We start from the raw sequence: 24,241 nt of genomic DNA on the forward strand, positions 1-24,241 counted from the left end.
GATGTTATTTATTGATAATAAAGGGATTACAGATCCTAGAATAAACTTAGCAATTGAAGAATATTGTGTGAAGAATTTAGATATTAACGAAACATATTTATTGTTCTACATTAACGAACCTTCGATTATCATTGGTAAAAACCAAAACACAGTAGAAGAAATTAATGCAGATTACGTAAAAGAACAAGGAATTCATGTTGTTCGTCGTCTATCAGGCGGAGGCGCAGTATATCATGATTTAGGAAACTTAAACTTCAGCTTTATTACGAAAGATGATGGAGATAGTTTCAGCAACTTTAAAAAATTCACAGAGCCTGTAACGAAAGCTCTTAGTAAACTAGGCGTAAATGCAGAACTAAGTGGTCGTAACGACATTTTAGCTGAAGGTAGAAAAATTTCAGGTAACGCGCAGTTCTCAACGAAAGGTCGTATGTTTAGTCACGGTACGTTACTATTTGACTCTGAAATCGATCACGTCGTATCAGCGTTAAAAGTAAAAATGGATAAGATTCAATCAAAAGGAATTAAATCGATCCGTAGCCGCGTTGCGAATATTACAGAGTTCTTAAACGAAAAAATGACGACAGAAGAGTTTAGACAACTTCTTCTAGAAACAATTTTCGAAGGAGAAACAGAAATTCCAACGTACGAATTAACAGAAAATGATTGGAAAGAAATCCATAAACTTTCTGAAGAGCGCTACCAAAATTGGGATTGGAACTACGGAAAATCTCCGAAGTTCAACTTACAACATTCACACCGCTTCCCAGTTGGACAAGTTGACGTTCGTCTTGAAGTGAAAAAAGGAACAGTAACAGAATGTAAAATTTACGGTGACTTCTTCGGATCACTAGATGTCCATGACATTGAAGAGCGTCTAACAGGTGTACAATTTGATAAAGATGCATTCACTGTAGCTTTAGAAGGCGTAGATATCGTACGCTATTTCGGTAATATTACAACAGAAGATTTCTTGCATTTATTCTTCTAAAAGAAGAAGCCATCCCGAAATATCTTTTGGGATGGCTTTTTTTATTATGAATTCATTTACCGTTAAAAGCGTCCCTAAAAACATCTACTAGCAGGACATTCTTTTATTATAAAGGAAGTATATATAATTAAAGGAGGATGATCGAAATGAAAAGGATAATACACTTTATATTATTGATCAGCTTCGTTATTGGAATGACAGCTTGTAACGATGAAACTTCTTCAAACCGTACGACTTTGTCTATTGGAAAGCCAGCGAAGGATAATGTCATATATTATACGCATACAAATAACAAACAAAAAATAAATGAGATACAAACTATGTTTCAAAATAAGAAATGGAAAAGAAATGAAACGTTTAGTAGCGTTGGTAAAACGCCAGATGTTGTCTTGTCGATAGATGAAGACAATAAAGGATTACCGACACTATATGTTACAGTCTACTTGCATGAAAATAGAGCGGACGCTCTCAATTTGTATGGAGAGTATACGGCTTTAAATAAAGAGGAAGGTGAAAAACTTAGGGGAAAGATGAGTGCATATTATCCTACAATGATTTTAGCTACAGTTTAACTATATGTTTGTACCTGTTTCTTTCACATATAATTCTCGTATCGTACTAAAGTATTCTGGAAGAAAGTGGTTTATGTATATTCGATTAATAGAATATCACTTGCTACTTTAATTTTCTTTTAATATAATTAATTTAGAATTTTTAAATATTCTAAATTTTATAAAGGTGGGGTTTGTGTGAATCTCGTTCAATCTTTGGCTGAAACGGCAAAAAAGAAGGGGGATAAACCGGCGTACATATTTATGGATCAGTCGGTCTCTTATGACCAATTAAACAAAGTGGTCACTAGGTTTTCTAGTAATTTAGCAAAAATGGGCGTTGGAAAAGGGGACAATGTCGCATTAGCTGTAGGCAATTCACCACATTTTTTAGTAGGTTTATACGGAACGATGAAAGCCGGAGCAACTGTCATTCCGATTAATCCAATTTATACAGCAGACGAAATACATTACATATTACAAAATGGAGATGTAAAAACAATCATCGTACTCGACGTCCTTCTACCTGTTATACAATCTCTTACAACAAGACTTCCTTCACTTGAAAATATCATCATATGCGAGACCTCATCAGATTTTACTCATACAGAAACTGAAAAAATGAAAACGTTTACTAGTTGTATAGGAACTGGAGATGTAACTTACGAAGGTCCTGAACTAGATGAAGAAGATGTAGCTGTTATTTTATACACCTCAGGTACAACTGGAAAGCCAAAAGGCGCTATGTTAACACATAAAAATTTATATAGTAATGCAAGCGATGTGGCGTCGTATTTACAATATACTGCGGACGATCGCGTCGTTGCGGCACTGCCGATGTTCCATGTATTTTGCTTAACAGTGGCGGTCAATGCACCGATTGTGAACGGGGCGACTATTTTAATGTTACCGAAATTTAGTCCGAAAGAAGTATTCCGTATTTGTCGCACGTATGAACCAACGATTTTTGCGGGTGTACCGACCATGTACAATTACTTATATTTATTTGAAGAAGCGAGCGCAGAAGATGTGAAGACACTTCGCCTTTGTATTTCAGGTGGTGCGTCAATGCCTGTTGCCCTTCTGCAAAACTTTGAAAAACGTTTTGACGTTATCGTTTCAGAAGGATACGGTTTATCAGAAGCATCACCAGTTACTTGTTTTAATCCATTAGATCGTCCTCGTAAACCAGGTTCGATTGGTACAAATATTTGGCACGTAGAAAATAAAATTGTGAACGAACTTGGGGAAGAAGTACCTGTTGGTGCAGTTGGGGAGTTAATTGTTCGCGGACCTAACGTTATGAAGGGTTACTATAATGCGCCAGAAGATACTGCGGCGACAATTAAAGATGGCTGGCTATATACAGGAGACTTAGCGAAAATGGATGAAGAAGGTTACTTCTATATCGTCGATCGCAAAAAAGATATTGTTTTAGTTGGTGGTTATAACGTATATCCTCGTGAAGTGGAGGAAGTATTATACACTCACGATTCGGTAGCTGAAGTTGTCGTAATCGGTGTTCCTGATGAAAACTTAGGAGAAGCAGTGCGAGCTTACGTCGTTCTGAAACAAACGAGCGTAACAGAAGAAGAGCTTATGCATTACTGCACGTTACATTTAGCGAAATATAAAGTGCCAATGAGCATTGAGTTTTTAACAGAATTGCCGAAGAATACAACTGGTAAGTTGTTACGAAGAGCTCTGAGAGAGAAGGCATTGCAAGTGTAAAAATAAAGATATCCATCTCTATGACTACATGTTTAGAGATGGATATCTTTTTGTCCCAAAAAGCTGGATTAGTTTGGATGGACAAAATTCTTACTCATTAAAGTTTCACGTTATTTTTTAGAATTGGTTAAGCTATAAGCCCATATATTTAAAACGTAATATTGCTAATAAGGAGGAGATATACGTGGAGCAGAAGGAATTACGCTTACGGAAAGTACAATATCTTATTTGTGACATTATGGATGAAATGAATATGGAGAGTGAAAAGAAGAACTTAGAAACATTGCAAAAGGTAATTGATCACCTTTCAGGGGCGATTGGGGATTTAGTGGATCCATCGGGTACGTATTCATTAGATTATTTAGAGAGAAAAGTGCATACTGCTCATTATTTATTGTTTAAAAATGATCGGAAAGCATATTTGTGTAATAAATAGGTATTATTCGTTTAATTTTTTATTTGATATTGATAATCATTATCAATATGATAGTTATGTTGGGTATATTCATATAAAGGGAGATGTCATATTGATAATGATTAAGAAAAAATATATTAATGCATTCGTTATAGCAGCAACTTTAGCAGTTCCATTTAGCGGTATCATGGTACCTATTGCGAAAGCAGATGCAGCGGTTGAAATGAAAGCAAATAGCAAACTTGCAGATGGTACATATGACGTTATTTTAAAAACTTATAAAGATCAAACGAATGAAACATCTGTTGCTTCTACGTATTTAAAAAATGCAAAAGTAACAATTCAAGGTGACAAAAAAATCGTTACGTTAACAATTCAAGATAGTAGCTATTTCCAGTACCTTAGAGTAGAAGATACTAATAAAGTAGGGACATTCCATGATGTGAAAGTGATCTCTGAAGATAAAACAAATAATGGTACGAAGGTTGTTCAATTTGAAATCGATGAGTTCTCGAAAAAATATAATATGCAAATGCATATATTAATTCCAGCAATTAAATATGATCATAAATATCAAGTGCAGTTTGAAATCGATGCGAGTGCAATTGAACAGAAATCTAAGTTCTCAGATGTACCAACTTGGGCACAAGAGTCAGTTCAATATTTAGTAGACAAAGAGGCAGTACACGGTAAGCCAGATGGTACATTTGCACCAGCTGAAAATATCGATCGTGGTTCAGCAGCAAAAATATTAGCTACTGTTTTAGGATTAGAAATTAATAAAGATGAGAAGCCATCATTCTCTGACGCGCAAAATCATTGGGCTACACCATACATCGCAGCAGTTGAAAAAGCTGGCATTGTAAAAGGTGACGATAAGGGTAACTTTAATCCGAGCGGGCTAATTAACCGTGCGTCAATGGCTTCTATGCTTGTGAATGCATATAAATTAGAAAGAAATGAAAATATTAAACTACCAAAAGAATTTGCTGATTTAAAAGATCATTGGGGTACGAAGTATGCAAACATTTTAATCCAAGAAAATATTTCAGTTGGAACAGATAATGGTTGGGCTCCAGATAAAGCGGTAAGCCGCGCCGAAGCAGCTCAATTTATTGCGAAGACAGATAAGTTAAAGAAATAAATCGAAACTAAAATCAGCGGGATTCCATTCCCGCTGATTTTTAGCTTGTATGAAGTTTTTTATATAATAATTCTAAATTCCAAGTTGACACATGTGAATTACGGAATTAAAATGGAAAGAAATCAAACAGAATACAATAGAAGCTCATCAGAGAAACTGAAGGCGCACAACGTTCACTTTTGTGAATAGATTGTGTGCCTTTTTCTATTGTACAAACTAAGGGGGCTTTATATATGAAACAGTGGGGTAAGACAGCGTTTATGAAAAGTACAGGTGTCTTATTATCAGCATTTGTTCTTTTATCAGGGTGTGGTTCGGCAACATCCACTAGTAATTCTGCAGGAGGCGGAGATAAAAAGACAGTTGAGCTTTTAAATGTTTCATATGACCCGACTCGTGAGTTATATCAAGATTTCAATAAAGACTTTGCGAAGTATTGGAAAGAGAAGCATGGTCAAACAGTAAATGTAAAACAATCACATGGGGGATCTGGAAGTCAGGCGCGCTCCGTTATTGACGGTTTAGAAGCAGATGTTGTAACATTAGCGCTCGCTTATGATATTGACGCGATTAGTAAGAAGAAACAACTAGCAGAAGATTGGCAGAAGCGACTTGCGGATAATTCTACTCCGTATACATCAACGATTGTATTTCTTGTGAGAAAAGGAAACCCGAAAGGAATTAAAGATTGGGATGATTTGACGAAAAAAGGTGTGTCTGTCATTACACCGAATCCAAAAACATCTGGAGGAGCACGGTGGAACTATTTAGGGGCGTGGGGATACGCACTGAAGAAATATAACAATAGTGAAGAGAAAGCGAAAGAGTTTGTCGGTCAAATTTATAAAAACGTAGAAGTACTAGATTCAGGAGCACGCGGGGCAACGACGACTTTCGTTGAAAAAGGAATTGGTGATGTGTTAATCGCTTGGGAAAATGAAGCGTTATTATCACAAAAAGAACTTGGAAAAGATAAATTCGAAATTGTAACACCTTCGATTAGTATACTTGCCGAGCCGCCAGTAGCAGTTGTAGACAAAGTCGTTGATAAAAAAGGAACGAAAAAAGTAGCAGAAGGATATCTTGAATATTTGTATTCAGAAAAAGGGCAAGAAATTGCGGCGAAAAACTTTTATCGCCCTCGTAATGAAAAAGTAGCAGAAAAGTACGCATCACAATTTCCGAAAGTTCAATTATTTACAGTTGATGAACTATTTGGAGGATGGAAAAAAGCACAAGAAAAGCATTTTAATGATGGCGGCGTATTCGATCAAATGTATAAAAAATAAGGAGGGATGAGGTGACGTTATATGAGGAAGAAGCGTGTCTTACCAGGGTTTGGATTATCTCTTGGATTTACAATGCTGTATATGAGCTTATTCGTACTTATACCACTTTCTATCGTATTTATTCAAACTTCGCAGCTAGGCTGGAAGAAGTTCGCACAAGTTATAACGAGTGAGCGTGTGTTGCATTCCTATCAAGTAAGTTTCACAACTTCACTTGCAGCGGCAATCGTAAATGCCATTTTTGGTTTATTAATTGCTTGGGTACTCGTTCGCTACACATTTCCAGGGAAACGGTTATTAGACGGACTAATCGATTTACCATTCGCTCTTCCGACTGCTGTAGCTGGTATTACACTTACGACGCTTTATGCGGAAAATGGCTGGGTTGGAAAAATATTTAGTGTGTTTCATATAAAAGTAGCTTTTACCCAGCTCGGAATTATTGTGGCGCTTACGTTTATTGGCTTACCCTTTGTCGTTCGAATGGTGCAACCAGTGCTGCAAAGTATTGATAAAGAAGTAGAAGAAGCAGCTTCTAGTTTAGGGGCGTCACGCTTTCAAATATTTGTGAAAATTATTTTGCCAGAAATATTCCCGGCTCTACTTGCTGGTTTTTCACTCGCCTTTGCTCGGGCGTTAGGGGAATATGGATCTGTCGTGTTCATTGCAGGTAATATGCCGATGAAAACAGAAATCGCACCGCTTATGATTATGACGAAACTAGAACAATATGATTATGCAGGCGCAACAGCTGTAGCGGCTGTGATGCTTATTATTTCTCTCCTTTTCCTACTATTTATTAATATGATTCAAACTTGGAGCAGAAGGCATGAACTGAAAAGTGAATAGGAGGGGAGAAAATGGAACCAACATTATTAGAAAAGAAAATAGTAAAAAGCGTATCAGTTAAAAAAGAATCTAAATTTGTACCAATTCTATTCATTACGATAACAATTTTATTTTTATCTCTCTTTCTATTACTGCCGCTCGTGACAATTTTTATGAAAGCGTTCGAACGAGGAATTGATGTATATATTGCCGCTGTAACAGATCAAGAAGCATTTTTGGCAATCAGGTTAACACTTCTCGTTGCATTAATTGTTGTACCGCTGAATACGATATTCGGAATAGCAGCAGCTTGGCTTATTACGAAGTTTCAGTTTAAAGGAAAGCAAGTATTATTATCTCTTATTGAACTGCCGTTTGCTGTATCACCAGTTATCGCAGGATTAGTATTCGTTTTACTTTTCACACCTCGTGCGGCTCTTGGCGGATGGTTATTGGAACACGGGATAAAGCTCATCTTCTCTGTCCCTGGCATTATCATTGCGACAATCTTTGTTACGTTTCCGTTCGTTGCACGTGAATTAATCCCGGTAATGCAGGCGCAAGGGAAGAGTGAAGAAGAAGCGGCTCTATCACTTGGCGCAAGCGGCTGGAAAATGTTTTGGCACGTTACGCTTCCGAATATAAAATGGGGCCTTTTATACGGCATGATTTTATGTAATGCCCGGGCCATTGGTGAATTCGGCGCCGTTTCCGTTGTATCTGGTCACGTGCGCGGCGTTACAAATACGATGCCGCTTCATATTGAAATTTTGTACAATGAATATCAATTTTCAGCAGCGTTCGCTGTGGCGACTTTAATGTCACTCATCGCAGTTTTTACGCTCGTTATAAAAAACTGGATTGAATGGAGAATGGAAAAACGACAATAAGGAGTGAGTGCGGTGAGTATTCAAATTCAAAATGTATCAAAACAATATGGTACATTTCAAGCGCTGACAGACATTCATTTAGATATTCCAAAAGGAGAACTTGTTGCCTTATTAGGCCCATCAGGTTCTGGGAAAACGACGTTATTACGAATTATTGCAGGACTAGAAGAAGCGGATGGAGGTTCGATTTCTTTTGATGGGGAAGATTTAACTGATATTCACGTGAAAAACCGGCAAGTCGGTTTCGTCTTCCAGCACTATGCACTTTTTAAACATATGAATGTATTTGAAAATATCGCTTTCGGTTTAAAAGTAAGAAAGAAAAACTTACGACCTTCAGCTGAAGTAATAAAAGAAAAAGTAACAGAACTATTGAAACTAGTAAAAATGGATGGTTTCGCAAAACGTTATCCAGCGCAATTATCTGGCGGACAACGCCAACGTATCGCACTAGCCCGGGCACTTGCAGTCGAACCGAAAATTTTATTGCTAGATGAACCGTTCGGTGCACTTGATGCGAAAGTACGGAAAGAATTGCGAAGATGGCTCCGGAAACTACATGACGAATTTCAAATTACGAGCGTATTCGTAACGCATGACCAAGAAGAAGCGTTAGACGTTGCGGACCGCATCGTTGTAATGAATGAAGGACGCATTGAACAAATGGGAACGCCGGAAGAAGTATATGAAAAACCAGCAAGTCCGTTCGTATATGACTTTTTAGGAAACGTGAATTTATTTCACGGCCGCGTTCATAAAGGTAAACTAAATGTAGGATCGGTGGAACTAGAAGCACCAGAGCATAAGCACGTTTCAAACGTAGACGGAGTGGGATACGTAAGACCACATCACTTATCAATCGATCGTACGAAACAAAGTATAGATGCCATCCCGGCGAAAGTAACATACTCACATGCAGTTGGCCCTGTCGTATATGTAGAATTGAAGCGCGACGGAACAGATGAGTATCTAGAAGCAGAAATTAGTAAAGAGCAGTTTAGACAGCTGAACATTCAAGCTGGTGACTTTGTATACGTACAGCCGAGAGAAGTGAAGGTGTTTATTCCGGAGGATTTTGTGATTTAATAGTGAAAAGCCACACCTATATGAGTATTTATAGGTGCGGCTTTTCTTTGTTTACGTGAATGTCTGATTTTTATATATTCCGCCTCATCAATTCCCCAACCTGCGTCGCAATAAACGCAACATCAATGTCAATTTCATCCAACACGTAAGATTCTAAAATGCCCATTACAGCCGTTCCTAAAAACTTTAAAACGATGTGTTTATCAATGTTTTTATTGTGAAGATTGATGTGCTTAATATTTACGTTAAACGTGCATAACAAGTTATAATAGAAGAAATCAATAAGGAGGCTGGCTGTGAAAAGTTTTCGTTATCTCAATATATTCACTATTTTAATTGTATACACACTACTCATGTTTTACATCGGCTGGAACGGATGGGTTTGGCTTCATGCGGTATTCGGCTGGGAATCTTGGGGATATTACGCTTTCATAGTCGGATTTATTTCATATGCGTATATTCTCGTACAAGTGTTTAAATTTCTTCCTTTCCTGCGAACGGTCGGTTCAATTTGGTTTGCGGTCATACAATACGCGCTTATGTTATTGCCGTTAGCCGATATTACAGTTTTCCTTCTACAGTTTTCAATGGAGAAAGAGACGGCAATTGTTTGGACAGGATCGGCCGTGTTACTTGCGTTCATCTTTATTTTTGCGTATGGAGTATTCAACGCATATAGTCCAGTAGTAAGAAAGTACGAAGTGCACATACCGAAAAAAGTAGAAGGGCGTAAAAGTTTACGCATTGCGATGGCCTCTGATATGCATTTCGGTAAACTGTCTGGTGTTTCGCATTTAAAGAGACTCGTTCGTCATGTAAATGAAATGGAGCCCGACATTATTTTACTGCCTGGTGATATTATCGACGATCATCCAGGTGTGTTCATTCAGAAAAATATGGGACCAATCATGAAACAGATGAAAGCTCCATTAGGCGTATATGGTGTGTTAGGAAACCACGAGTATTATGGAAGAGCGGTTCCTGAATTTTTACAAGAGATGGATAAGATTGATATTCGTATTCTGTTAGATGAAGTGATTACAATTGAAGATCATTTTTATCTCGTTGGAAGAAGAGATAAAACAGAGCGAGATCGCCAAAGTTTTGAAAATCTAATGAGTACGGTAGATAAATCTATGCCAGTTATCGCAATGGATCATCAACCATTCGAGTTAAAACAAGCAGCGGAGGCTGGCGTTGATTTATTATTATCCGGTCACACGCATCGCGGACAAATGGCTCCGAACCATATTGTGACGAGAAGAATGTACGAACTAGACTGGGGATACGCACAAAAAGGTGCATTCCACGCAATTGTTTCTTCTGGATTTGGATTCTGGGGACCACCGCTTAGACTGGGAAGTAGATCTGAGATTGTGCAGGTTGAAGTTACATTTGAATAGGGTTGTGAAATAGAGAGCTGAGTGCTCTCTATTTTTTATTTAAAGGTACAAAATATTCGATTGAGGTTCTTTATTTACTCTCTGGAAAAAGAGATACTATAAGAAGACTCTGCTTGAAAAGGGGGATTTTAAGTGATCATATTAGATGTCATATACGGTGAGTTTAAAGTAGATAAAGTGTTAGAAGAATTAATTTTAAGTAAACCTGTGCAAAGGCTGAAAGGGGTTCATCAGGCCGGAGCAAGTTACTTAATGAATGAGAAATGGAATGTAACACGTTTTGATCATTCAGTTGGTGCTATGTTGTTAATTAAAAAACTTGGTGGTTCAGTAGAAGAACAGATTGCTGGTTTACTGCATGACGTATCGCATACTGCTTTTTCCCATGTGATCGATTACGTTTTTGATAACGAAAATGAAAGTTATCATGAAGAAATATTTAGTTCTGTCGTGAAAAACTCGGAAATCCCGGCGATTCTTTCAAAACATGGTTATAACTATGAAGATATTTTGTTAGATGATTCGAAGTGGACATTACTTGAAAGATCTGCGCCAGAATTATGTGCAGACCGAGTGGATTACACATTACGGGATATGTTTACATATGGATATATTTCTTTAGAAGAAGTTCATAGTTTTTTAGAGGATGTAATCGAAGTAGATGGGAAAATGGTCATTCAAAATATCGAAATAGCAGAATGGTTTACAGAAACGTATTACAAAGAAGTAATTGATTTCTTTATGAAACCAATGAATATTTATGGAAACGATATGTTAGCTAAAACGTTAAAGTTAGCTTTTCATAAAAAGATAATCCATACAGATGATTTTCTTCTTGAAGATCATGAGCTTATATCGAAATTGCAGCTATGTAAAGATAAAGAAGTAGATGATTTATTAAGAAAAGTTCATCCAAGTATAGAAGTAAAAGAAGATAGAAATGAGTATGATCTACATCAGAAAAATAAAGTGCGTCTTATTGATCCTCCGTTACTTTATGAAGGGGAAGTTGTTCAATCGTCTATTGTGTCAGAAAACATAAGACAGATGAGCGATATCGCTTATGAAAAAGCAGTAAGAGGGATGTATGTGAAAGTGATTTCTGAGTAAAAAAGGTAGAGCATCCAATAGGGATGCTCTACCTTTTTCTCATTAATGATCAAACCAATTCCAAACCTCAATATCTCCAAGAGTAGCATAACGTATGTGAGGGGAATTTTGTAATTTTAATAACTCTTTCGACGGCCCAGTAATGACAATTCCGTATACTTTGACGCCGTTATCTTTTACATACTGATAGCGTTTATCTAAGTTTAGTTCGCTTTCAGGAAGCATAGCAACTGTACTTACAGTTTTTTCATGCGTAGAAAGAATACGCATCATTTCAATAACTTTAGCCTCTTGTGTTTTCAGATTTTCTGTTTCATCATCAAGGAATCCTATATGTTCTGGAAATCCTATAAATTCGTCCACAGATAGGATGAAATCTTCTTCGTTTATTCTTTCTTGTCCCGTATCTAAGGCGTACCATACAGGAGTTGGAGGGAGTTCTTGTGCTTCAAATACGCCATATAAAAGTGGTTCTAATTCCTGTAAAGTGTAAGGTTTGTCAAAAGATATTGCTACTTCTGCAACGGTTCCCTCATGTACCTTTGCAAGTGTATCCCAAACCTTTTTAGATGCTTCTTTCAAATAATCACCTTGTTTTATTTTTGGATGAACAAAGTGGATGTTCGGTTGATAGTGCATATTCACCCAAGATTGATTTGTGATATTTAAAGAAGATAAGAAGCTGCTCGTTTCTATTGTACCGAGTGGTATTTCTTTTTTACCAATCGTTTTCACTAAATCAAATTGGCTGTTTGTTCGAAAGAAAGCTTCTACACTTGTTCCACCGCCCATAACGCGGCTGTTTGGGATAGTTGCTTCAAGTGCAAGAGAGGGAACATCTCGTATTTCTTTTAGTCGTTTATCATTATTAGCTTGAAAATAAAAGGCAGATAATACCCCTCCGATCATATATATAAAGATACAAATTGCTAGTATAAAACCAAGTGTTTGTAAACGATGTTTCCATTTAATCCTCCAAAAAGGAACTTTAAGATCTTTTGGTGGTAACCTTTTCTTTATCGGCTCGCTCTTCGCAAGCAATTCATCCAAATGTACTTCACACTCTTCACATGTCTCAATATGACTTTCTAACCGCTCTTGCTCATCCTGTGTGAGCGTTCCTTTTTCGTATTTCGTCCACAGTTTTTTAAACTCTGCACAACCCATCTGTATCACTCCTTTATGCTTTTCGTTTCTTTTCGTCCTCGGTGTAATTCAATTTTTACTTTTGCTAACGAGAGACCAGTCATTTCTGCTATTTCCTTATAAGAGAATCCGTAGTAATCTCGTAGTAGTAACACATTTCGTCTTTCGAGCGGAAGAGAGGATATACTTTGTAACCAACTAGTAATCTCATGTTTTACGAAATAAGAGTGTTCTGTACTTGGCACGTTTGGTAAATGGAATTCTTCAATTTGCGTTGTTTTATACTTCTTTTCTTTTCGGTACCAATCGATAAAGGCGTTGTAGGCGATTGTAAATAACCACGGCCTAATTTCTTCTCCTTTATAATAGTCAATATGGACGAGCATTCGGTAAAATGTTTCTTGCATGAGATCTTCAGCACTATGAGAATCTCCGGTTAGGGAGAGAAGATAGCGAAATAAATCTTGCATATGCTCGGAGTAAATTTCTTCTAATGATTGTTTGCGTTTCACTACATTTCCCTCCCTTCATACATAACAACGAAATACATATAAAAAAGTTACAATTTTTATGGAATTATAGTAAAAAACGTCAAGAATTGGATAGGATTCTCTTTTATCATAATACATATAAGGCGGGTGAACAGAGATGGAAAGCTATGAAACAAAAATTCAAAGGTCAATTGATTATATTGAGGAAGATGTAATGGAAAAACAAACGCTACGTAATTTAGCACGTGTTGCAGGTTTTTCTGAGTCGCATTTTCATCGTGTATTCCAGGCGTTAGTAGGCGATACAGTAATGGAGTATGTTCGAAAGAGGAGGTTAGCCCGGGCAGCTTATCAACTTTCTCATACGGATGAAAAAGTTATTGATATCGCATTTGAGCATGGCTTTCAATCTCACGAAACGTTCACGAGAGCCTTTAAAAAATTATTTCAAATGACACCAAGTGAATATCGAAAACAAGAAATCGAAACACCAATGTATTATAGAGTGAATGTAAAACAAAGAAAATTAAATCCATATTTAGGGGGCATACAAATGGAATATCGTATTGTAAATAAACCAGAATTTTTAATGGCGGGTTATGAGCTGAAGACGACAAGTAAAGAAGGAAAAAACCACCAAGACATTCCAGCATTTTGGCAAGAATATTTACAAAAAGATCTTGGAACGACGATTCCGAATCGTAAAGATACGAGCCAATGGGTAGAACTTGGATTATGTACTGATTTTAATTTAGAAACAGGGGACTTCACTTATATTATCGGAATGGAAGTTACAGACTTTGAAAATGTACCAAATGCAGTTGCAAAGCGTACATTCCCAGCGGCGACATATGCAGTATTTACAACGCCGAAAGTTCCTCATGAAGAAATGGTATCGTCTATTCACCAAACGTGGAATGCAGTATTCTCAGAATGGTTCCCGCATTCAGGATACGAACATTGCGGCGTTAATGAGTTTGAGCTATACGATGAACGTTCCCATGCAGACAAAAGTGAGTTCGCTCAAATTGAACTTTGGATACCGGTGAAGAAGAAATAATAGAAAGAAAGACCGTTCAAAAGGTATTTTTGGACGGTCTTCTTTTATTAATAGGTTGCTACTATTGTTGTATTTTATAGTTAAGTCGATATAATTTCATTTACTAGCGCGCTGTTCCGAAAAGAGAAAGGTGCTTTATAAAAGCACCTTTTCCTACGAACTAAATGGAAACACAAGTATAATCGTCGTTCCTTTTCCAACTTCACTATCAATGAAAATCGTTCCGTTATGGGCATGAACGAGCTGTTTTGTAATGGCGAGACCAAGTCCAGTTCCGATGTTGCTTTCTTCTGTATTCGTTCCTCTGTAATATCGCTCGAATAGAAGTTCTTTCGTTTTATCATCCATACCTTTTCCATTATCTGAAATAGATAGTGTAAATGAATTTGCATTTTGCGAAAGTTTTACGATTACGTTTGTCGTTTCATTATTATGTTTTACAGCGTTTGCGAGTAAGTTTTCGATAATACGTTGGAACCATTTTTCTTCAATAAAATATTGGATTTTGCTTGAACTTGGCACGAATTCAATGTTTTGATTTTGTAGTGTCGGGTTATTAACAAATTGTAATAGTACTTTTCGGACGAACTGATTAATTTCAACATTTACGTGTTGCGCAGGCAGAGTATCATTTTTTAATTGATATGTTAAGCTTAAGTCGTCAATTAATGTAGTCATATATTGAGATTTTTCTTTCATTACATGGCCAAATTGTTGAATGTCTTGATCCGTCCAATTATATTGCTTCGATTCTAGTAATAATGCATAGCCGTATATAGAGCTAAGCGGTGTTTTTAGATCATGCGTCAGGCCGGTAATCCACTCTTCACGTGTTTGTTGCAGTACTTTTCTCATTGCATCGTTCTTTTTCAAAGTAATAGAAAGGTGCTCTAGTGAGTTTGTAACATCTTTAAATATGCGGAACGACCATTTTTCTTTACCGGAGCGCCGAAACCGAACAGGTTTGCCTTTTTTACTAACAGGTTCTTCATATTTTCCTCCGGCTATGTTTTTAAGCCAGCGCATCGTGTGTAATAAAGGCTTTCCAAACTTATTTCCATACCAAATTGAAAGAATGACTAAATAAGCAAACACAATAAGGAGGATTAAGCTGCATCCGATTAGAAGTTTCTTGGTAAATATATCATCTAATTCATCATCTGGATAATAATGAGCGTTTGGGGCGGATACAACGACGAGATGACCGCTATTTGAATCGTAAAAACTAGATGTATTTTCTTTATAATTCCACGGTTCTTTTTCATTAAGAGCCGTTTTTATAGCCGAAAATGTTTTTTTCTTCCCAGTTGGATAGGAAAAAACTTCTTCGCCATTGTTATTAAATATTTGCAGTGTTGCTTTTTCTTTAGAAAGTAATTGTTTTTCTTGTTCAGTTAATGCAAATTCATTTAATGATAAAGAAGGGTGTCCTTGTTGTATCGTTTTTAGTAATGCATTACTTTTTAGTTTGGCACCGTAAATAACGATCACTGGTTTCTTTTCTAATTTAATTTCCCAATAGTTAAATTTATAAATATTGTTGTTACTATTCTGTAAATACGTAAGTAAGGATGTCTTTGTGTACGAGGTCGGAACATCGTTAGGCGTATTAAAGTTGTAAAGGACCTTTCCATCTTCATCTACAATTTGAAGCCAATCACTCTTTTCTGTTATTAAATCTTTTACCTTAGATTTTAAAGTAATGTTATTGTCTTCAGAAGAAATATATTCGGAGATTGTAAAGGTATCATAATCAGAAATATTAGGTTCATATAAAGTACTATTAAGAAGAAAAATTAAATAAGAAAAAGAAGCAATTACTGCGATAAGTAACGTAACTAAGACAAAAACGTGTTGTAAAATAAACTGGATTATAAGTCGTTTATTAAAATTCATATCTTTAACCTACTTTGTAATGAACTTATAGCCAAGTCCACGAACTGTTTTTATGTATTCTGGTTTACTTGGATCTTGTTCAATTTTTTCACGTAGTTTTCGAATGTGAACCATAACAGTATTATCATCTCCATTATAGGCAGGTGCTCCCCAAACTTTTTCATATAATTCTTCCTTCGAAAATACGTAGTTCGGATTCTCACAAAAGAATAGTAGTAGTTGAAAGAGTTGAGCGGAACATTCGACAACGTTTCCATCTACTGTTAGTTCCGCAGAATGTTGATCAATTTCAAATCTCCCAAAAGAAAAGGAGTATATTCTTTGTTCTTGTATGTTTTGTTTCATATGTCTTCGGAGTTGAGCTTTCATACGAGCGACTACTTCTAGTGGATTAAATGGTTTCGTAATGTAATCATCCGCACCGTATGAAAATCCGGAAATTTTATCTACATCAGATGTTTTTGCTGTTAGGAAGAAGATAGGGCAATCCGTTTTTTGGCGAAGGATTGGGCAAATGTCAAAACCGGATTGTCCAGGAAGCATTACATCTAAAATAATTAAATCGTAATTGTTTTGCTCGGTGAGAGATAAGGCTATTTCCGCAGATGTTGCAGTTGTAATATGAGAAAAACCTTCTTTTTCAAGAATGGTAGTTAGTAATTGTAAAATTGCTGTTTCATCATCAATGAGTAGAATATTTGCGTGATACATATGAATCCCTCCTAATTTCCTCGAATATCATATCATCTTTTTGTAACTTATGGAATTTTTAAGGAAATTTTAAGGTTTTCTTTCACAAAAAATTAAGATTCAAATGATATGATAAAAGTAACATGGGGAGGAGATGAATGTGAATCCGTTTCAAACGATGCGAGCTAGATATTTTTTAATTGTATTTGCATTACTAATTTTAATAGCACAAAGTAGTAATGAAGTGCTAGAAAATACATTTCATATACAGAATTCATCTTTTATAAATATGCTTATATTTTATATCCTTCCAATAATATGGCTTTTTTACGGATATAGAAAGCATCGTGTTTCATTTTCATTATTTATTAATAGAAACGAAACATTTAACCTAGTGCAAGTTTTGTACATCGCGATTATGCTTTGTATGTTTAGTTACGGCTATCTTATTTTATATATGTACAGCTTTGCATGGATTACACCAGATTTTATTATGAATGCCTTGCATGAACCGATTATAGATAGTACTGGGGGATATGTATTTCAATTTATTAGGGTTGTATTTATCGCGCCTATTGTCGGAGAGTTTGTTTTTCGAGGGTTTTTACTGCAGCGTTTTGCAGCAAAATGGGGTACTAGTATAGCAATGGTCGTTGTAGCACTTTTATTTGCTTGCTTACATGTTGATTTCCTTGGTGCAGTTGTGTTTAGCATCGTACTATCAATCGTATATATTCGTACGAAAAGCTTGCTCATGCCAATTGCTATTCATATGTTAAACAATGCGCTTGTGCTTAGTTCTTCTTTTTTAGTAAGTAGAGAAAAGATAATGAGTTTTGCCGATTTTTCGAACTATACGACATTCTTTCCAGGATTAATTATTTTTATGACAGGATTAAACTTAGTGCTCATCTTTTTATTTGTGAATCGCAAATATTGGAGTAAAGAAGTGCCTGTTATATATGCGGAGAAGGAAAAGAGCTTTTCGAGTATAGCAGGAGATAAGTAAGGTAGAGAAGATGTTTGAGAAAATATTGAAGGAAATGATAGATTATTGTACTTCTATTAGATATAAGTACTTTTCCATCAATAATGATACAGGAAATATTATTTTTCTTTTTATCGTGTTAGGGACATTAATAATAGTCAGCTTTATTATAGAAGAAATGATGAAGCGCATCTTCAGACAGTATGTAAAAAATGAAGTGAATTATGTTAGGGCTCATAAAATGTTTGAGAAAGTGATGGGGACTTTTATTTTATGAAAACTAAATCATTATTAATTCGAAATTTGAAAGGGATGTATAAAATTATATGAATGAAACAATATCGTCAAATAAGTTTTTTTATTTGATTGTACTGAGTTTAGTATTGATTACGACAGTAAATGTTGTTCTTCGCTGGGAGGAAGCTTACTTTTTTATGTATTTAGCGCTCCATTTATTAGGGATTTTATGCATAACGGGCGGAGTAGTTGCTGAGAAAAAGCATGAAGAAAGTATTAATTATATGTGTGTGATGGGTCTTATTTTACTTCTAACTGTACAAGGTATTATGAAATATAGTTCTTTTTCTTTGCAAAATTTTAGTTTGTTAATAGATGTACTTCCTTAAGAAGGATTTTAAGGACTATGAATATATACGATATGTAAAAGGCACTGGTTTGTAAGTACATTTCTTATATCAGATTATGAGCCGGTGAAACTCTTCTTGTAATAGAAGAGTTTTTTTATGTAAATTGAACGAGCTAGAACAATTATCACGATTAGCTTGTTCTAATTTTGAAAGTACGAACTTACAATAATAATAGACAGGCAGCATAGAGGAGGGAATAGCGTGAGGAAAGTTATTGGGTGGTCGCTTTTTTTGTACGTTGGGTTTGCGTTACTTATATATTGGTATTTATTTGGATGGAATCATGAACTCATTCCGGACATGTATAAAGGAACGAGTGCAGATCCAGAAACTTTTATGAATGCGAGGGAGCTTACGCTAAGCCAAGATTATTCGCGCGTGAAAAACTTACTGTTCTTTTTAGCGACGCCTCTTGAATGGATTATTTTATTGTTTGTACTTGTGCTCGGTATTTCAAAAAAGTTTGAGAAATGGTCGAAGGAAACGACCAAAATAAATGTCTTACAAGTTGCGATTTATTTCTTTTATTTATCACTACTAACAACAGTTCTTGCATTACCGATGCAATGGATTGGGCGTAAAGTATCCGTTGATTACGGAATATCTACGCAAAGCACACAAAGCTGGATAAAAGATCATGTCATCGATTTTTGGGTGAACTATGCGACTATGTTACTCATTGTTTCGGTTCTGTTATGGCTCATCCGTAAATTCCCGAAGAGATGGTGGCTAGCAGGATGGGCGCTCTCTGTTCCGTTTACGATTTTCTTAACGTTTGTGCAACCTGTTGTAATTGATCCACTTTATAATGATTTTTCAACGCTGAAAAATAAGGAATTAGAAACGAAAATTTTAGCGATCGCAGATAAAGCTGATATTCCATCTGAACATGTATATGAAGTAAATATGTCGGAAAAAACGAATGCGTTAAATGCATATGTAACAGGAATTGGAAAAAACCTTCGTATTGTAATGTGGGATACAACACTTCAGCAATTAAAAGATAAAGAGATTTTATTTATTATGGCCCATGAAATGGGACATTACGTAATGAAACATATATATTGGGGCGTTGCGAGTTATATTTTCATATCGTTTATAGGTATGTATTTAATTAGTCGTATTTTAAATATGTGTATTCGAAAATGGGGAGATACGCTGCAAATTTCAAAATTAGCATGTTTCTCGATTTTACCTTTATTTTTCTTAATTTCTTCTGTACTATCCTTTGCGTCACAACCAGCAACAAACTACGTTTCTCGTATAGAGGAACGAGCGGCAGATCAATATGCTTTAGATATGACGAAAGATGGAAAATCAGGTGTGAAAACTTTTCAATATTTATCAAAAACGAGCTTAAGCCAAGTGAATCCGCCTGCGTTAGTGAAGTTTTTCTTATATACACATCCACCAATTTTTGAAAGAATTCATACATTTGAACAATATGAAAAAGAGAAGAAGCAGTAGTGTACTGCTTCTTTTTATTGTGGATGATTCGAGTTTTGGGAAATTATAGTGTATAATACGTAGAATATTCAGTTAAATATTTAGGAGGTTAATATTTTGTTTCATTCAAAATCAATGCCGGCTATAAAAATGATCCTTTCGATGTCTATTTTCGGATCGATTGGATTTTTTTCTGTCCAAACGGGTTTACCATCTTTTGAATTAGTATTTATTCGTTGTATTTGTGCGACTTTATTTTTAACGCTATGTTGGTTTGCAACAGGACAATATAAAAATGAGAAATGGAATAAAAAAGAAATTGTACAAATATTAGCGTGTGGCGTATTTCTCGTTTTTAACTGGGTGTTTTTATTTAAAGCGTTTGAAGTCATGTCGATTACAATTGCGATTTCTGTATATCATCTTGCACCGATCATCGTATTAATGATTGGTAGTATTGTATTTAAAGAGAGGTTAACAGCATTTGCGGTTCTGTCCATTACCATATGTTTCATCGGTACAGTTTTAGTAGCTGGGGTAGATGGAAGTATGTCGCTTGAGAAACTTATGTCGTCTGGAATGGTGTGGGCGCTTCTTGCAGCTTTATTTTATGCATTTACAACGTTGCTCGGAAAAGGAATTAAGCATACGAGTGCATATGCGATGACATTTTTACAAACTTTTTTGGGTATATTTTTATTGCTACCATTCGTAGACTTCGGGAAGTTTCAAGGATTAACAGAGATGAACTGGATGATGATCACAGCGACAGGACTTATACATACGGGATTTGTATATTACTTGTTTTTTGACAGTTTAAGAGGTTTATCGACGAGATTAATTTCGGTATTAGTGTTTTTAGATCCTGCGGTTGCAATTTTGTTAGATACGGTCTTTACCGGTTTTAGACCGACTAGTATGCAAATTGTAGGGATTATTCTTATATTTGTAGGAATGGCGTTTACTTTTCGAAAAACGAAGGATGAAAAAGTGGTGGTAAAAGAAAATACGTATTATGAAGTGTGAAAAATTACCTCCTAACGTATTGAGAATTTTCTTATTTTTTGTACAATATAAAAGTAGGAAAATAAAGGAAGATGCGGATGAGAGAGATGAAAAAGTTATTAAAGATAGCGACATCATTAACTTTAATAGGGGGGATATTTGTTAGCGGTAATATTGTTTCAGCAAATACAGATGGAATTCAACAATCTCCACCTCCACCTGATATTATGCTAGAATTTGATGATTTAGCAAATGATCATTGGGCTTATAATGAAATTATGAATTTAGTATATCACCGTATTATGTATGGATATGGAAACGGTAAGTTTGGGGTAGAAGATAATATAACACGTGAACAAGCAGCGCAGTACTACATCGCGCACTCAATTTAAAAAGAAGTCCATTTGAAGAGAATCCATATGGAGATATTAGTGGGAAATCAACAATGTTCCCTTACGAAATTTTACATTTAACAAGCCTTGGTATTTTTAAAGGAGACGAAAATGGGAATTTCCGTCCGAAAGCAACATTGACTCGTGCAGAATTAGCACAAATTTTAACGAAAGCATATACGTTAAAAGCAAAGCATCCGCATACATTTACAGATATACTAGAAAACTATTGGGCAAGAGATGCAATTAGTGCATTGCAGTCTAATAAAGTCGTAGTAGGAACCGGAGATGGTAAGTTCGAGCCTGAAATGCTCGTTACACGTGGGCAATTCGCTAAGTTTCTACAACAAGCAATTTATAATTCACCAGGGAAATGGGAATAAATAAGAGTATAAAAAAGTACAAGTAGATTATACTTGTACTTTTTTGTCTGAAAGGTGAAGTTTTTAGAAATAAAGGTTTTCTAAGTGAAAGAAAAACATACATTTACTGACATACCAGAAGACCATTGGGCTAAAGATGCGATAAGCACCTTACAATCTAATAAAGCTATAGTTGGAACTGGTAATGGTTTATCCCGCTATTTGTGGGCAATAAAACTCCCACCTCAAAATTTAGATGGAGCAAAGAAGTTAGGGGGAAGCCCTGCTGCCCGTAAACGCCCGATTGGTGAGAGCTAATAATCAGTGGGGGATGAACAAAACCCCAACTGATTAAAGTTTCACTTTATTCGAACCAGAAAAACTTGTAACCCGTGAACAGTATGCGAAGTTCTTAAATAATGCACTTCATAGATTCTACGTAAACGATTAATCTATGAAGCTCGAAAAAAGCGCAAATATGATATTTGCGCTTTTTTTGTCTATAAAGTGAAATTTTTATAAGTGAAGGACTTGATTAGTAGATAGTAGAATATTGTATATATAACATCTTTGCAAAAGCTTTTGTTTATCCTTTTTGAAAATTAAATAGAGAAACTAGAGCGCAAAGATAAGAATATTTCTTCAAATGATTTGCATGCAATTCAGAATACCAATTGGAATTGAGAGCGAATTGGCTCACCTAGTAATCTTCAAAATAATAGATGTTAAAAATGCAATATATTACATACGGTTTGCAAATGCAGCATATGTAATATGGGAAAAGAATTTAGTCTATTATTTTCCACTTTTAATAAAGTGGAAATGAAGGAGAGAGGACAATGAAGAAAAAAATGTTCCGTATAATGGCGGCAGCGACTATTATGAGTGGAGTATTGGTAAGCGCAAATGTTCCTAATATAAAAGCAGAAGAATATCCAGAAATGATTGTATTTGATGATGTTCCAGTAGACCATTGGGCATATGAATATATTATAGAAGTGGCGTATCATAAAGTTATGCTAGGTTATGGAAATGGAAAGTTTGGTGTAGGTGATAATGTAACCCGTGAACAAGTGGCGGCAATACTGTATCGCGCACTTAATATAAAACATGAAGGCCCATTAAAAAATCCTTATAAGGATATTTCTGAAAGATCAACAATGTTTCCAAATGAAATTTTAGCATTAACAGAGCGCGGTATTTTTAAAGGTGATGAGAAGGGGAACTTTAGACCAAGAGAAACAATAACACGTGCAGAAGTAGCGCAAGTTCTTACACAGACATATTCCTTTGAAGCGAAGCAACAGCATACATTTAAAGATGTACCAAATAATTACTGGGCAAAAAATGCAATTAGTGCTCTGCAAGCTAATAATGTCATAGTAGGAACAGGGAATGGAAAGTTTGAACCAAATAAAGTTGTAACACGTGAGCAATATGCAACATTTTTAAATAAAGCTATTATTAATTTTAATTTGAAAGATGAATAACATGAAACGGAAGTTTTTAAAAATATAGTACAAGAAAAATAAAATTATATTAATATATCATATTTCTTTTAAAAAAAGCGCGGGAATTACGCGCTTTTTTCTTATTTTAAATTGTTTATCTGTATATTTATTCTGCTGTTCATAGTTCTGCGGTTAGTGTTTATGGAAAAAACAGGTTAATTATAGTTACTTTTTATGGGGGAAAAGTACGATTTAGTAACTTTATTGTTAATTAAGTATAAAGATAAGTATGTGAAATACAGTTCACAAATTAGACAAACATTATATAGATAAGTGTATTGTTACTTTTCCATAAATTCTTTATATTAGAAAAAAATATGTTTTTTTAGGGAGAGAATACAGTGAAGAAAAAGATTTTAAAAGTAGCAACAGCTTTAACAATTATGGGTGGAATTGGATTAAGTGGACAAGGTACTACAGCAAATGCTGAAGTAGCTGTGAAACAACAACAAGCTGCTCCTGTTACATTTAAAGATGTACCAGCAGGACATTGGTCTTATGAAGCAATTCAAACTTTAGCAGAACATGAAATTATGCTTGGTTACGGAAATGGTGTGTTCGGTTTTGGACATAACGTAAATCGTGAACAAGTAGCCGCTTTAATTTATCGCGCACTAGATCTTGATGAACAATTTGGTGAAGATGAGGTATTAGAAAGCCCGTATAATGATATTGTTGATGACAACTCAACGATGTTTCCTTTTGAAGTTTTAGCAGTAACAGAATTAGGTATCTTTACAGGTGACGAGAATGGAAACTTCAGACCAAAAGCTACGTTAACACGTGCAGAAATGGCGCAAGTTCTTACGAGAGCATTTGGGTTACAGGTACAAGGACCAGCAGGATTTAAAGATGTACCAAAGGGACATTGGGCAGAAAATGCTATTAATGCAGTAGGTTCAAATGGTATTTCAGTAGGAGATGGAAAGGGTAACTTCGCTCCGAACATGAAAGTAACACGTGAACAATATGCACAGTTCTTATTTAACTCAATGTTTGAATAAATAATAAAAAAGGAGCCGGTGTTGTATAACACTGGCTTCTTTTTTATGTGTAATGCCGGTGGAAGAATACAGTTTTGTAAAAAAAGTGATTAAATTTTCAAAAAAAACTTCCTTTTCCAAAGATTTGTTATATAATATAAAACATAAAATCAAATCTGTTATAAG

The 24,241-nt window shown here is 35.5% G+C and carries 25 protein-coding genes and 1 pseudogene; 21 read left to right on the top strand and 5 right to left on the bottom strand.

Annotated elements, in window-relative coordinates; genetic code table 11:
• Window position 1: 1 nt before the first annotated feature.
• The 9 genes from MHH59_RS05595 to MHH59_RS05635 all read left to right on the top strand — a co-directional run bounded on the left by MHH59_RS05595 (window position 2) and on the right by MHH59_RS05635 (window position 8,925).
• The gene (locus tag MHH59_RS05595; RefSeq protein WP_003187841.1) at window positions 2-991 is read left to right on the top strand and encodes a lipoate--protein ligase; all 990 of its coding nucleotides are present in this window, start codon (window positions 2-4) and stop codon (window positions 989-991) included.
• A 146-nt stretch (window positions 992-1,137) separates the two neighbouring features.
• Window positions 1,138-1,563, top strand: coding sequence for a hypothetical protein (locus MHH59_RS05600; protein ID WP_201055775.1), 426 nt, complete (start codon window positions 1,138-1,140; stop codon window positions 1,561-1,563).
• A gap of 177 nt (window positions 1,564-1,740) precedes the next feature.
• The gene (locus tag MHH59_RS05605; protein WP_002011193.1) at window positions 1,741-3,273 is read left to right on the top strand and encodes a fatty acid--CoA ligase family protein; all 1,533 of its coding nucleotides are present in this window, start codon (window positions 1,741-1,743) and stop codon (window positions 3,271-3,273) included.
• Window positions 3,274-3,457: 184 nt separating this feature from the next.
• Window positions 3,458-3,709, top strand: a complete 252-nt coding sequence (locus MHH59_RS05610) for a hypothetical protein (protein ID WP_000435463.1) — start codon at window positions 3,458-3,460, stop codon at window positions 3,707-3,709.
• A gap of 97 nt (window positions 3,710-3,806) precedes the next feature.
• Window positions 3,807-4,832 carry an S-layer homology domain-containing protein gene (locus tag MHH59_RS05615; RefSeq protein WP_078422075.1) on the top strand — a complete coding sequence of 342 codons (1,026 nt, stop codon included), beginning with the start codon at window positions 3,807-3,809 and terminating at the stop codon, window positions 4,830-4,832.
• 233 nt (window positions 4,833-5,065) lie between these two features.
• On the top strand, window positions 5,066-6,121 hold the full coding sequence (locus tag MHH59_RS05620; protein WP_016119786.1) for a sulfate ABC transporter substrate-binding protein: 1,056 nt from the start codon (window positions 5,066-5,068) through the stop codon (window positions 6,119-6,121).
• Between the two features lie 21 nt (window positions 6,122-6,142).
• Entirely contained in the window at window positions 6,143-6,970 is an 828-nt protein-coding gene (cysT, locus tag MHH59_RS05625) for a sulfate ABC transporter permease subunit CysT (RefSeq protein WP_002064164.1), read from the top strand.
• 11 nt (window positions 6,971-6,981) lie between these two features.
• On the top strand, window positions 6,982-7,839 hold the full coding sequence (gene cysW, locus MHH59_RS05630) for a sulfate ABC transporter permease subunit CysW (protein WP_078178114.1): 858 nt from the start codon (window positions 6,982-6,984) through the stop codon (window positions 7,837-7,839).
• A 12-nt stretch (window positions 7,840-7,851) separates the two neighbouring features.
• Complete coding sequence (locus tag MHH59_RS05635; protein ID WP_078178113.1) at window positions 7,852-8,925, top strand: sulfate/molybdate ABC transporter ATP-binding protein; 1,074 nt, start codon at window positions 7,852-7,854, stop codon at window positions 8,923-8,925.
• A gap of 70 nt (window positions 8,926-8,995) precedes the next feature.
• On the opposite strand, the gene MHH59_RS05640 is transcribed toward MHH59_RS05635, so the two are convergent.
• Complete coding sequence (locus MHH59_RS05640) at window positions 8,996-9,187, bottom strand: hypothetical protein (RefSeq protein ID WP_044741124.1); 192 nt, start codon at window positions 9,185-9,187, stop codon at window positions 8,996-8,998.
• 34 nt (window positions 9,188-9,221) lie between these two features.
• Here MHH59_RS05640 and MHH59_RS05645 point away from each other — a divergent pair, with 34 nt between their 5' ends.
• Together MHH59_RS05645 and MHH59_RS05650 are read left to right on the top strand one after the other, a co-directional pair.
• On the top strand, window positions 9,222-10,328 hold the full coding sequence (locus MHH59_RS05645; protein WP_078178112.1) for a metallophosphoesterase: 1,107 nt from the start codon (window positions 9,222-9,224) through the stop codon (window positions 10,326-10,328).
• A gap of 132 nt (window positions 10,329-10,460) precedes the next feature.
• A complete protein-coding gene (locus MHH59_RS05650; protein ID WP_340850946.1) occupies window positions 10,461-11,438 on the top strand; it encodes an HD domain-containing protein in 978 nt (325 codons plus the stop codon).
• 42 nt (window positions 11,439-11,480) lie between these two features.
• Here the strand turns inward: MHH59_RS05650 and MHH59_RS05655 are convergent, their stop codons facing one another.
• Both MHH59_RS05655 and MHH59_RS05660 read right to left on the bottom strand, forming a co-directional pair.
• Complete coding sequence (locus MHH59_RS05655; RefSeq protein ID WP_340850947.1) at window positions 11,481-12,605, bottom strand: anti-sigma factor; 1,125 nt, start codon at window positions 12,603-12,605, stop codon at window positions 11,481-11,483.
• A 5-nt stretch (window positions 12,606-12,610) separates the two neighbouring features.
• A complete protein-coding gene (locus MHH59_RS05660; protein ID WP_002168921.1) occupies window positions 12,611-13,096 on the bottom strand; it encodes an RNA polymerase sigma factor in 486 nt (161 codons plus the stop codon).
• Window positions 13,097-13,232: 136 nt separating this feature from the next.
• Between MHH59_RS05660 and MHH59_RS05665 the strand changes: the two genes are divergently transcribed.
• Window positions 13,233-14,135: an AraC family transcriptional regulator gene (locus MHH59_RS05665; protein WP_002125857.1), complete on the top strand. Its 903-nt coding sequence runs from the start codon at window positions 13,233-13,235 to the stop codon at window positions 14,133-14,135.
• Between the two features lie 153 nt (window positions 14,136-14,288).
• On the opposite strand, the gene MHH59_RS05670 is transcribed toward MHH59_RS05665, so the two are convergent.
• Both MHH59_RS05670 and MHH59_RS05675 read right to left on the bottom strand, forming a co-directional pair.
• Window positions 14,289-16,031 (bottom strand): ATP-binding response regulator, encoded by a 1,743-nt coding sequence (locus tag MHH59_RS05670; protein ID WP_002125859.1) that lies wholly within the window; start codon window positions 16,029-16,031, stop codon window positions 14,289-14,291.
• 9 nt (window positions 16,032-16,040) lie between these two features.
• Window positions 16,041-16,742 carry a response regulator transcription factor gene (locus MHH59_RS05675; protein WP_002011226.1) on the bottom strand — a complete coding sequence of 234 codons (702 nt, stop codon included), beginning with the start codon at window positions 16,740-16,742 and terminating at the stop codon, window positions 16,041-16,043.
• 139 nt (window positions 16,743-16,881) lie between these two features.
• Here MHH59_RS05675 and MHH59_RS05680 point away from each other — a divergent pair, with 139 nt between their 5' ends.
• The 9 genes and pseudogenes from MHH59_RS05680 (at window position 16,882) to MHH59_RS05720 (ending at window position 24,076) form a co-directional block, all read left to right on the top strand.
• Entirely contained in the window at window positions 16,882-17,730 is an 849-nt protein-coding gene (locus MHH59_RS05680) for a CPBP family intramembrane glutamic endopeptidase (protein ID WP_002125860.1), read from the top strand.
• A 10-nt stretch (window positions 17,731-17,740) separates the two neighbouring features.
• Window positions 17,741-17,986, top strand: coding sequence for a hypothetical protein (locus MHH59_RS05685; RefSeq protein WP_002125861.1), 246 nt, complete (start codon window positions 17,741-17,743; stop codon window positions 17,984-17,986).
• 49 nt (window positions 17,987-18,035) lie between these two features.
• Window positions 18,036-18,335 (top strand): hypothetical protein, encoded by a 300-nt coding sequence (locus MHH59_RS05690; RefSeq protein ID WP_340850948.1) that lies wholly within the window; start codon window positions 18,036-18,038, stop codon window positions 18,333-18,335.
• A 222-nt stretch (window positions 18,336-18,557) separates the two neighbouring features.
• Window positions 18,558-19,823, top strand: a complete 1,266-nt coding sequence (locus MHH59_RS05695) for a M48 family metallopeptidase (protein ID WP_340850951.1) — start codon at window positions 18,558-18,560, stop codon at window positions 19,821-19,823.
• A 96-nt stretch (window positions 19,824-19,919) separates the two neighbouring features.
• Window positions 19,920-20,828 carry a DMT family transporter gene (locus MHH59_RS05700; RefSeq protein ID WP_002125864.1) on the top strand — a complete coding sequence of 303 codons (909 nt, stop codon included), beginning with the start codon at window positions 19,920-19,922 and terminating at the stop codon, window positions 20,826-20,828.
• Window positions 20,829-20,905: 77 nt separating this feature from the next.
• Window positions 20,906-21,582 (top strand): annotated as a pseudogene (locus MHH59_RS05705) (S-layer homology domain-containing protein).
• Window positions 21,583-21,666: 84 nt separating this feature from the next.
• Window positions 21,667-21,879: an S-layer homology domain-containing protein gene (locus MHH59_RS30805; RefSeq protein ID WP_002168915.1), complete on the top strand. Its 213-nt coding sequence runs from the start codon at window positions 21,667-21,669 to the stop codon at window positions 21,877-21,879.
• Between the two features lie 521 nt (window positions 21,880-22,400).
• Window positions 22,401-23,051, top strand: coding sequence for an S-layer homology domain-containing protein (locus MHH59_RS05715; protein ID WP_002168914.1), 651 nt, complete (start codon window positions 22,401-22,403; stop codon window positions 23,049-23,051).
• Window positions 23,052-23,413: 362 nt separating this feature from the next.
• Window positions 23,414-24,076, top strand: coding sequence for an S-layer homology domain-containing protein (locus MHH59_RS05720; protein ID WP_002168913.1), 663 nt, complete (start codon window positions 23,414-23,416; stop codon window positions 24,074-24,076).
• Window positions 24,077-24,241: the final 165 nt, after the last annotated feature.

The sequence above is a fragment of the Bacillus sp. FSL E2-0195 genome, assembly GCF_038003645.1.
Taxonomy (GTDB): domain Bacteria; phylum Bacillota; class Bacilli; order Bacillales; family Bacillaceae_G; genus Bacillus_A; species Bacillus_A mycoides.

Bases quoted from the DNA above. Each gene is read 5' to 3' on its own strand.
- MHH59_RS05620 (WP_016119786.1), top strand. From the start codon at position 5,066: ATGAAACAGTGGGGTAAGACAGCGTTTATGAAAAGTACAGGTGTCTTA.
- MHH59_RS05715 (WP_002168914.1), top strand. From the start codon at position 22,401: ATGAAGAAAAAAATGTTCCGTATAATGGCGGCAGCGACTATTATGAGT.
- MHH59_RS05615 (WP_078422075.1), top strand. From the start codon at position 3,807: ATGATTAAGAAAAAATATATTAATGCATTCGTTATAGCAGCAACTTTA.
- cysT (WP_002064164.1), top strand. From the start codon at position 6,143: ATGAGGAAGAAGCGTGTCTTACCAGGGTTTGGATTATCTCTTGGATTT.
- MHH59_RS05675 (WP_002011226.1), bottom strand. From the start codon at position 16,742: ATGTATCACGCAAATATTCTACTCATTGATGATGAAACAGCAATTTTA.
- MHH59_RS05655 (WP_340850947.1), bottom strand. From the start codon at position 12,605: ATGGGTTGTGCAGAGTTTAAAAAACTGTGGACGAAATACGAAAAAGGA.
- MHH59_RS05600 (WP_201055775.1), top strand. From the start codon at position 1,138: ATGAAAAGGATAATACACTTTATATTATTGATCAGCTTCGTTATTGGA.
- MHH59_RS05670 (WP_002125859.1), bottom strand. From the start codon at position 16,031: ATGAATTTTAATAAACGACTTATAATCCAGTTTATTTTACAACACGTT.
- MHH59_RS05595 (WP_003187841.1), top strand. From the start codon at position 2: ATGTTATTTATTGATAATAAAGGGATTACAGATCCTAGAATAAACTTA.
- MHH59_RS05690 (WP_340850948.1), top strand. From the start codon at position 18,036: ATGAATGAAACAATATCGTCAAATAAGTTTTTTTATTTGATTGTACTG.
- MHH59_RS05665 (WP_002125857.1), top strand. From the start codon at position 13,233: ATGGAAAGCTATGAAACAAAAATTCAAAGGTCAATTGATTATATTGAG.
- MHH59_RS05685 (WP_002125861.1), top strand. From the start codon at position 17,741: ATGTTTGAGAAAATATTGAAGGAAATGATAGATTATTGTACTTCTATT.
- cysW (WP_078178114.1), top strand. From the start codon at position 6,982: ATGGAACCAACATTATTAGAAAAGAAAATAGTAAAAAGCGTATCAGTT.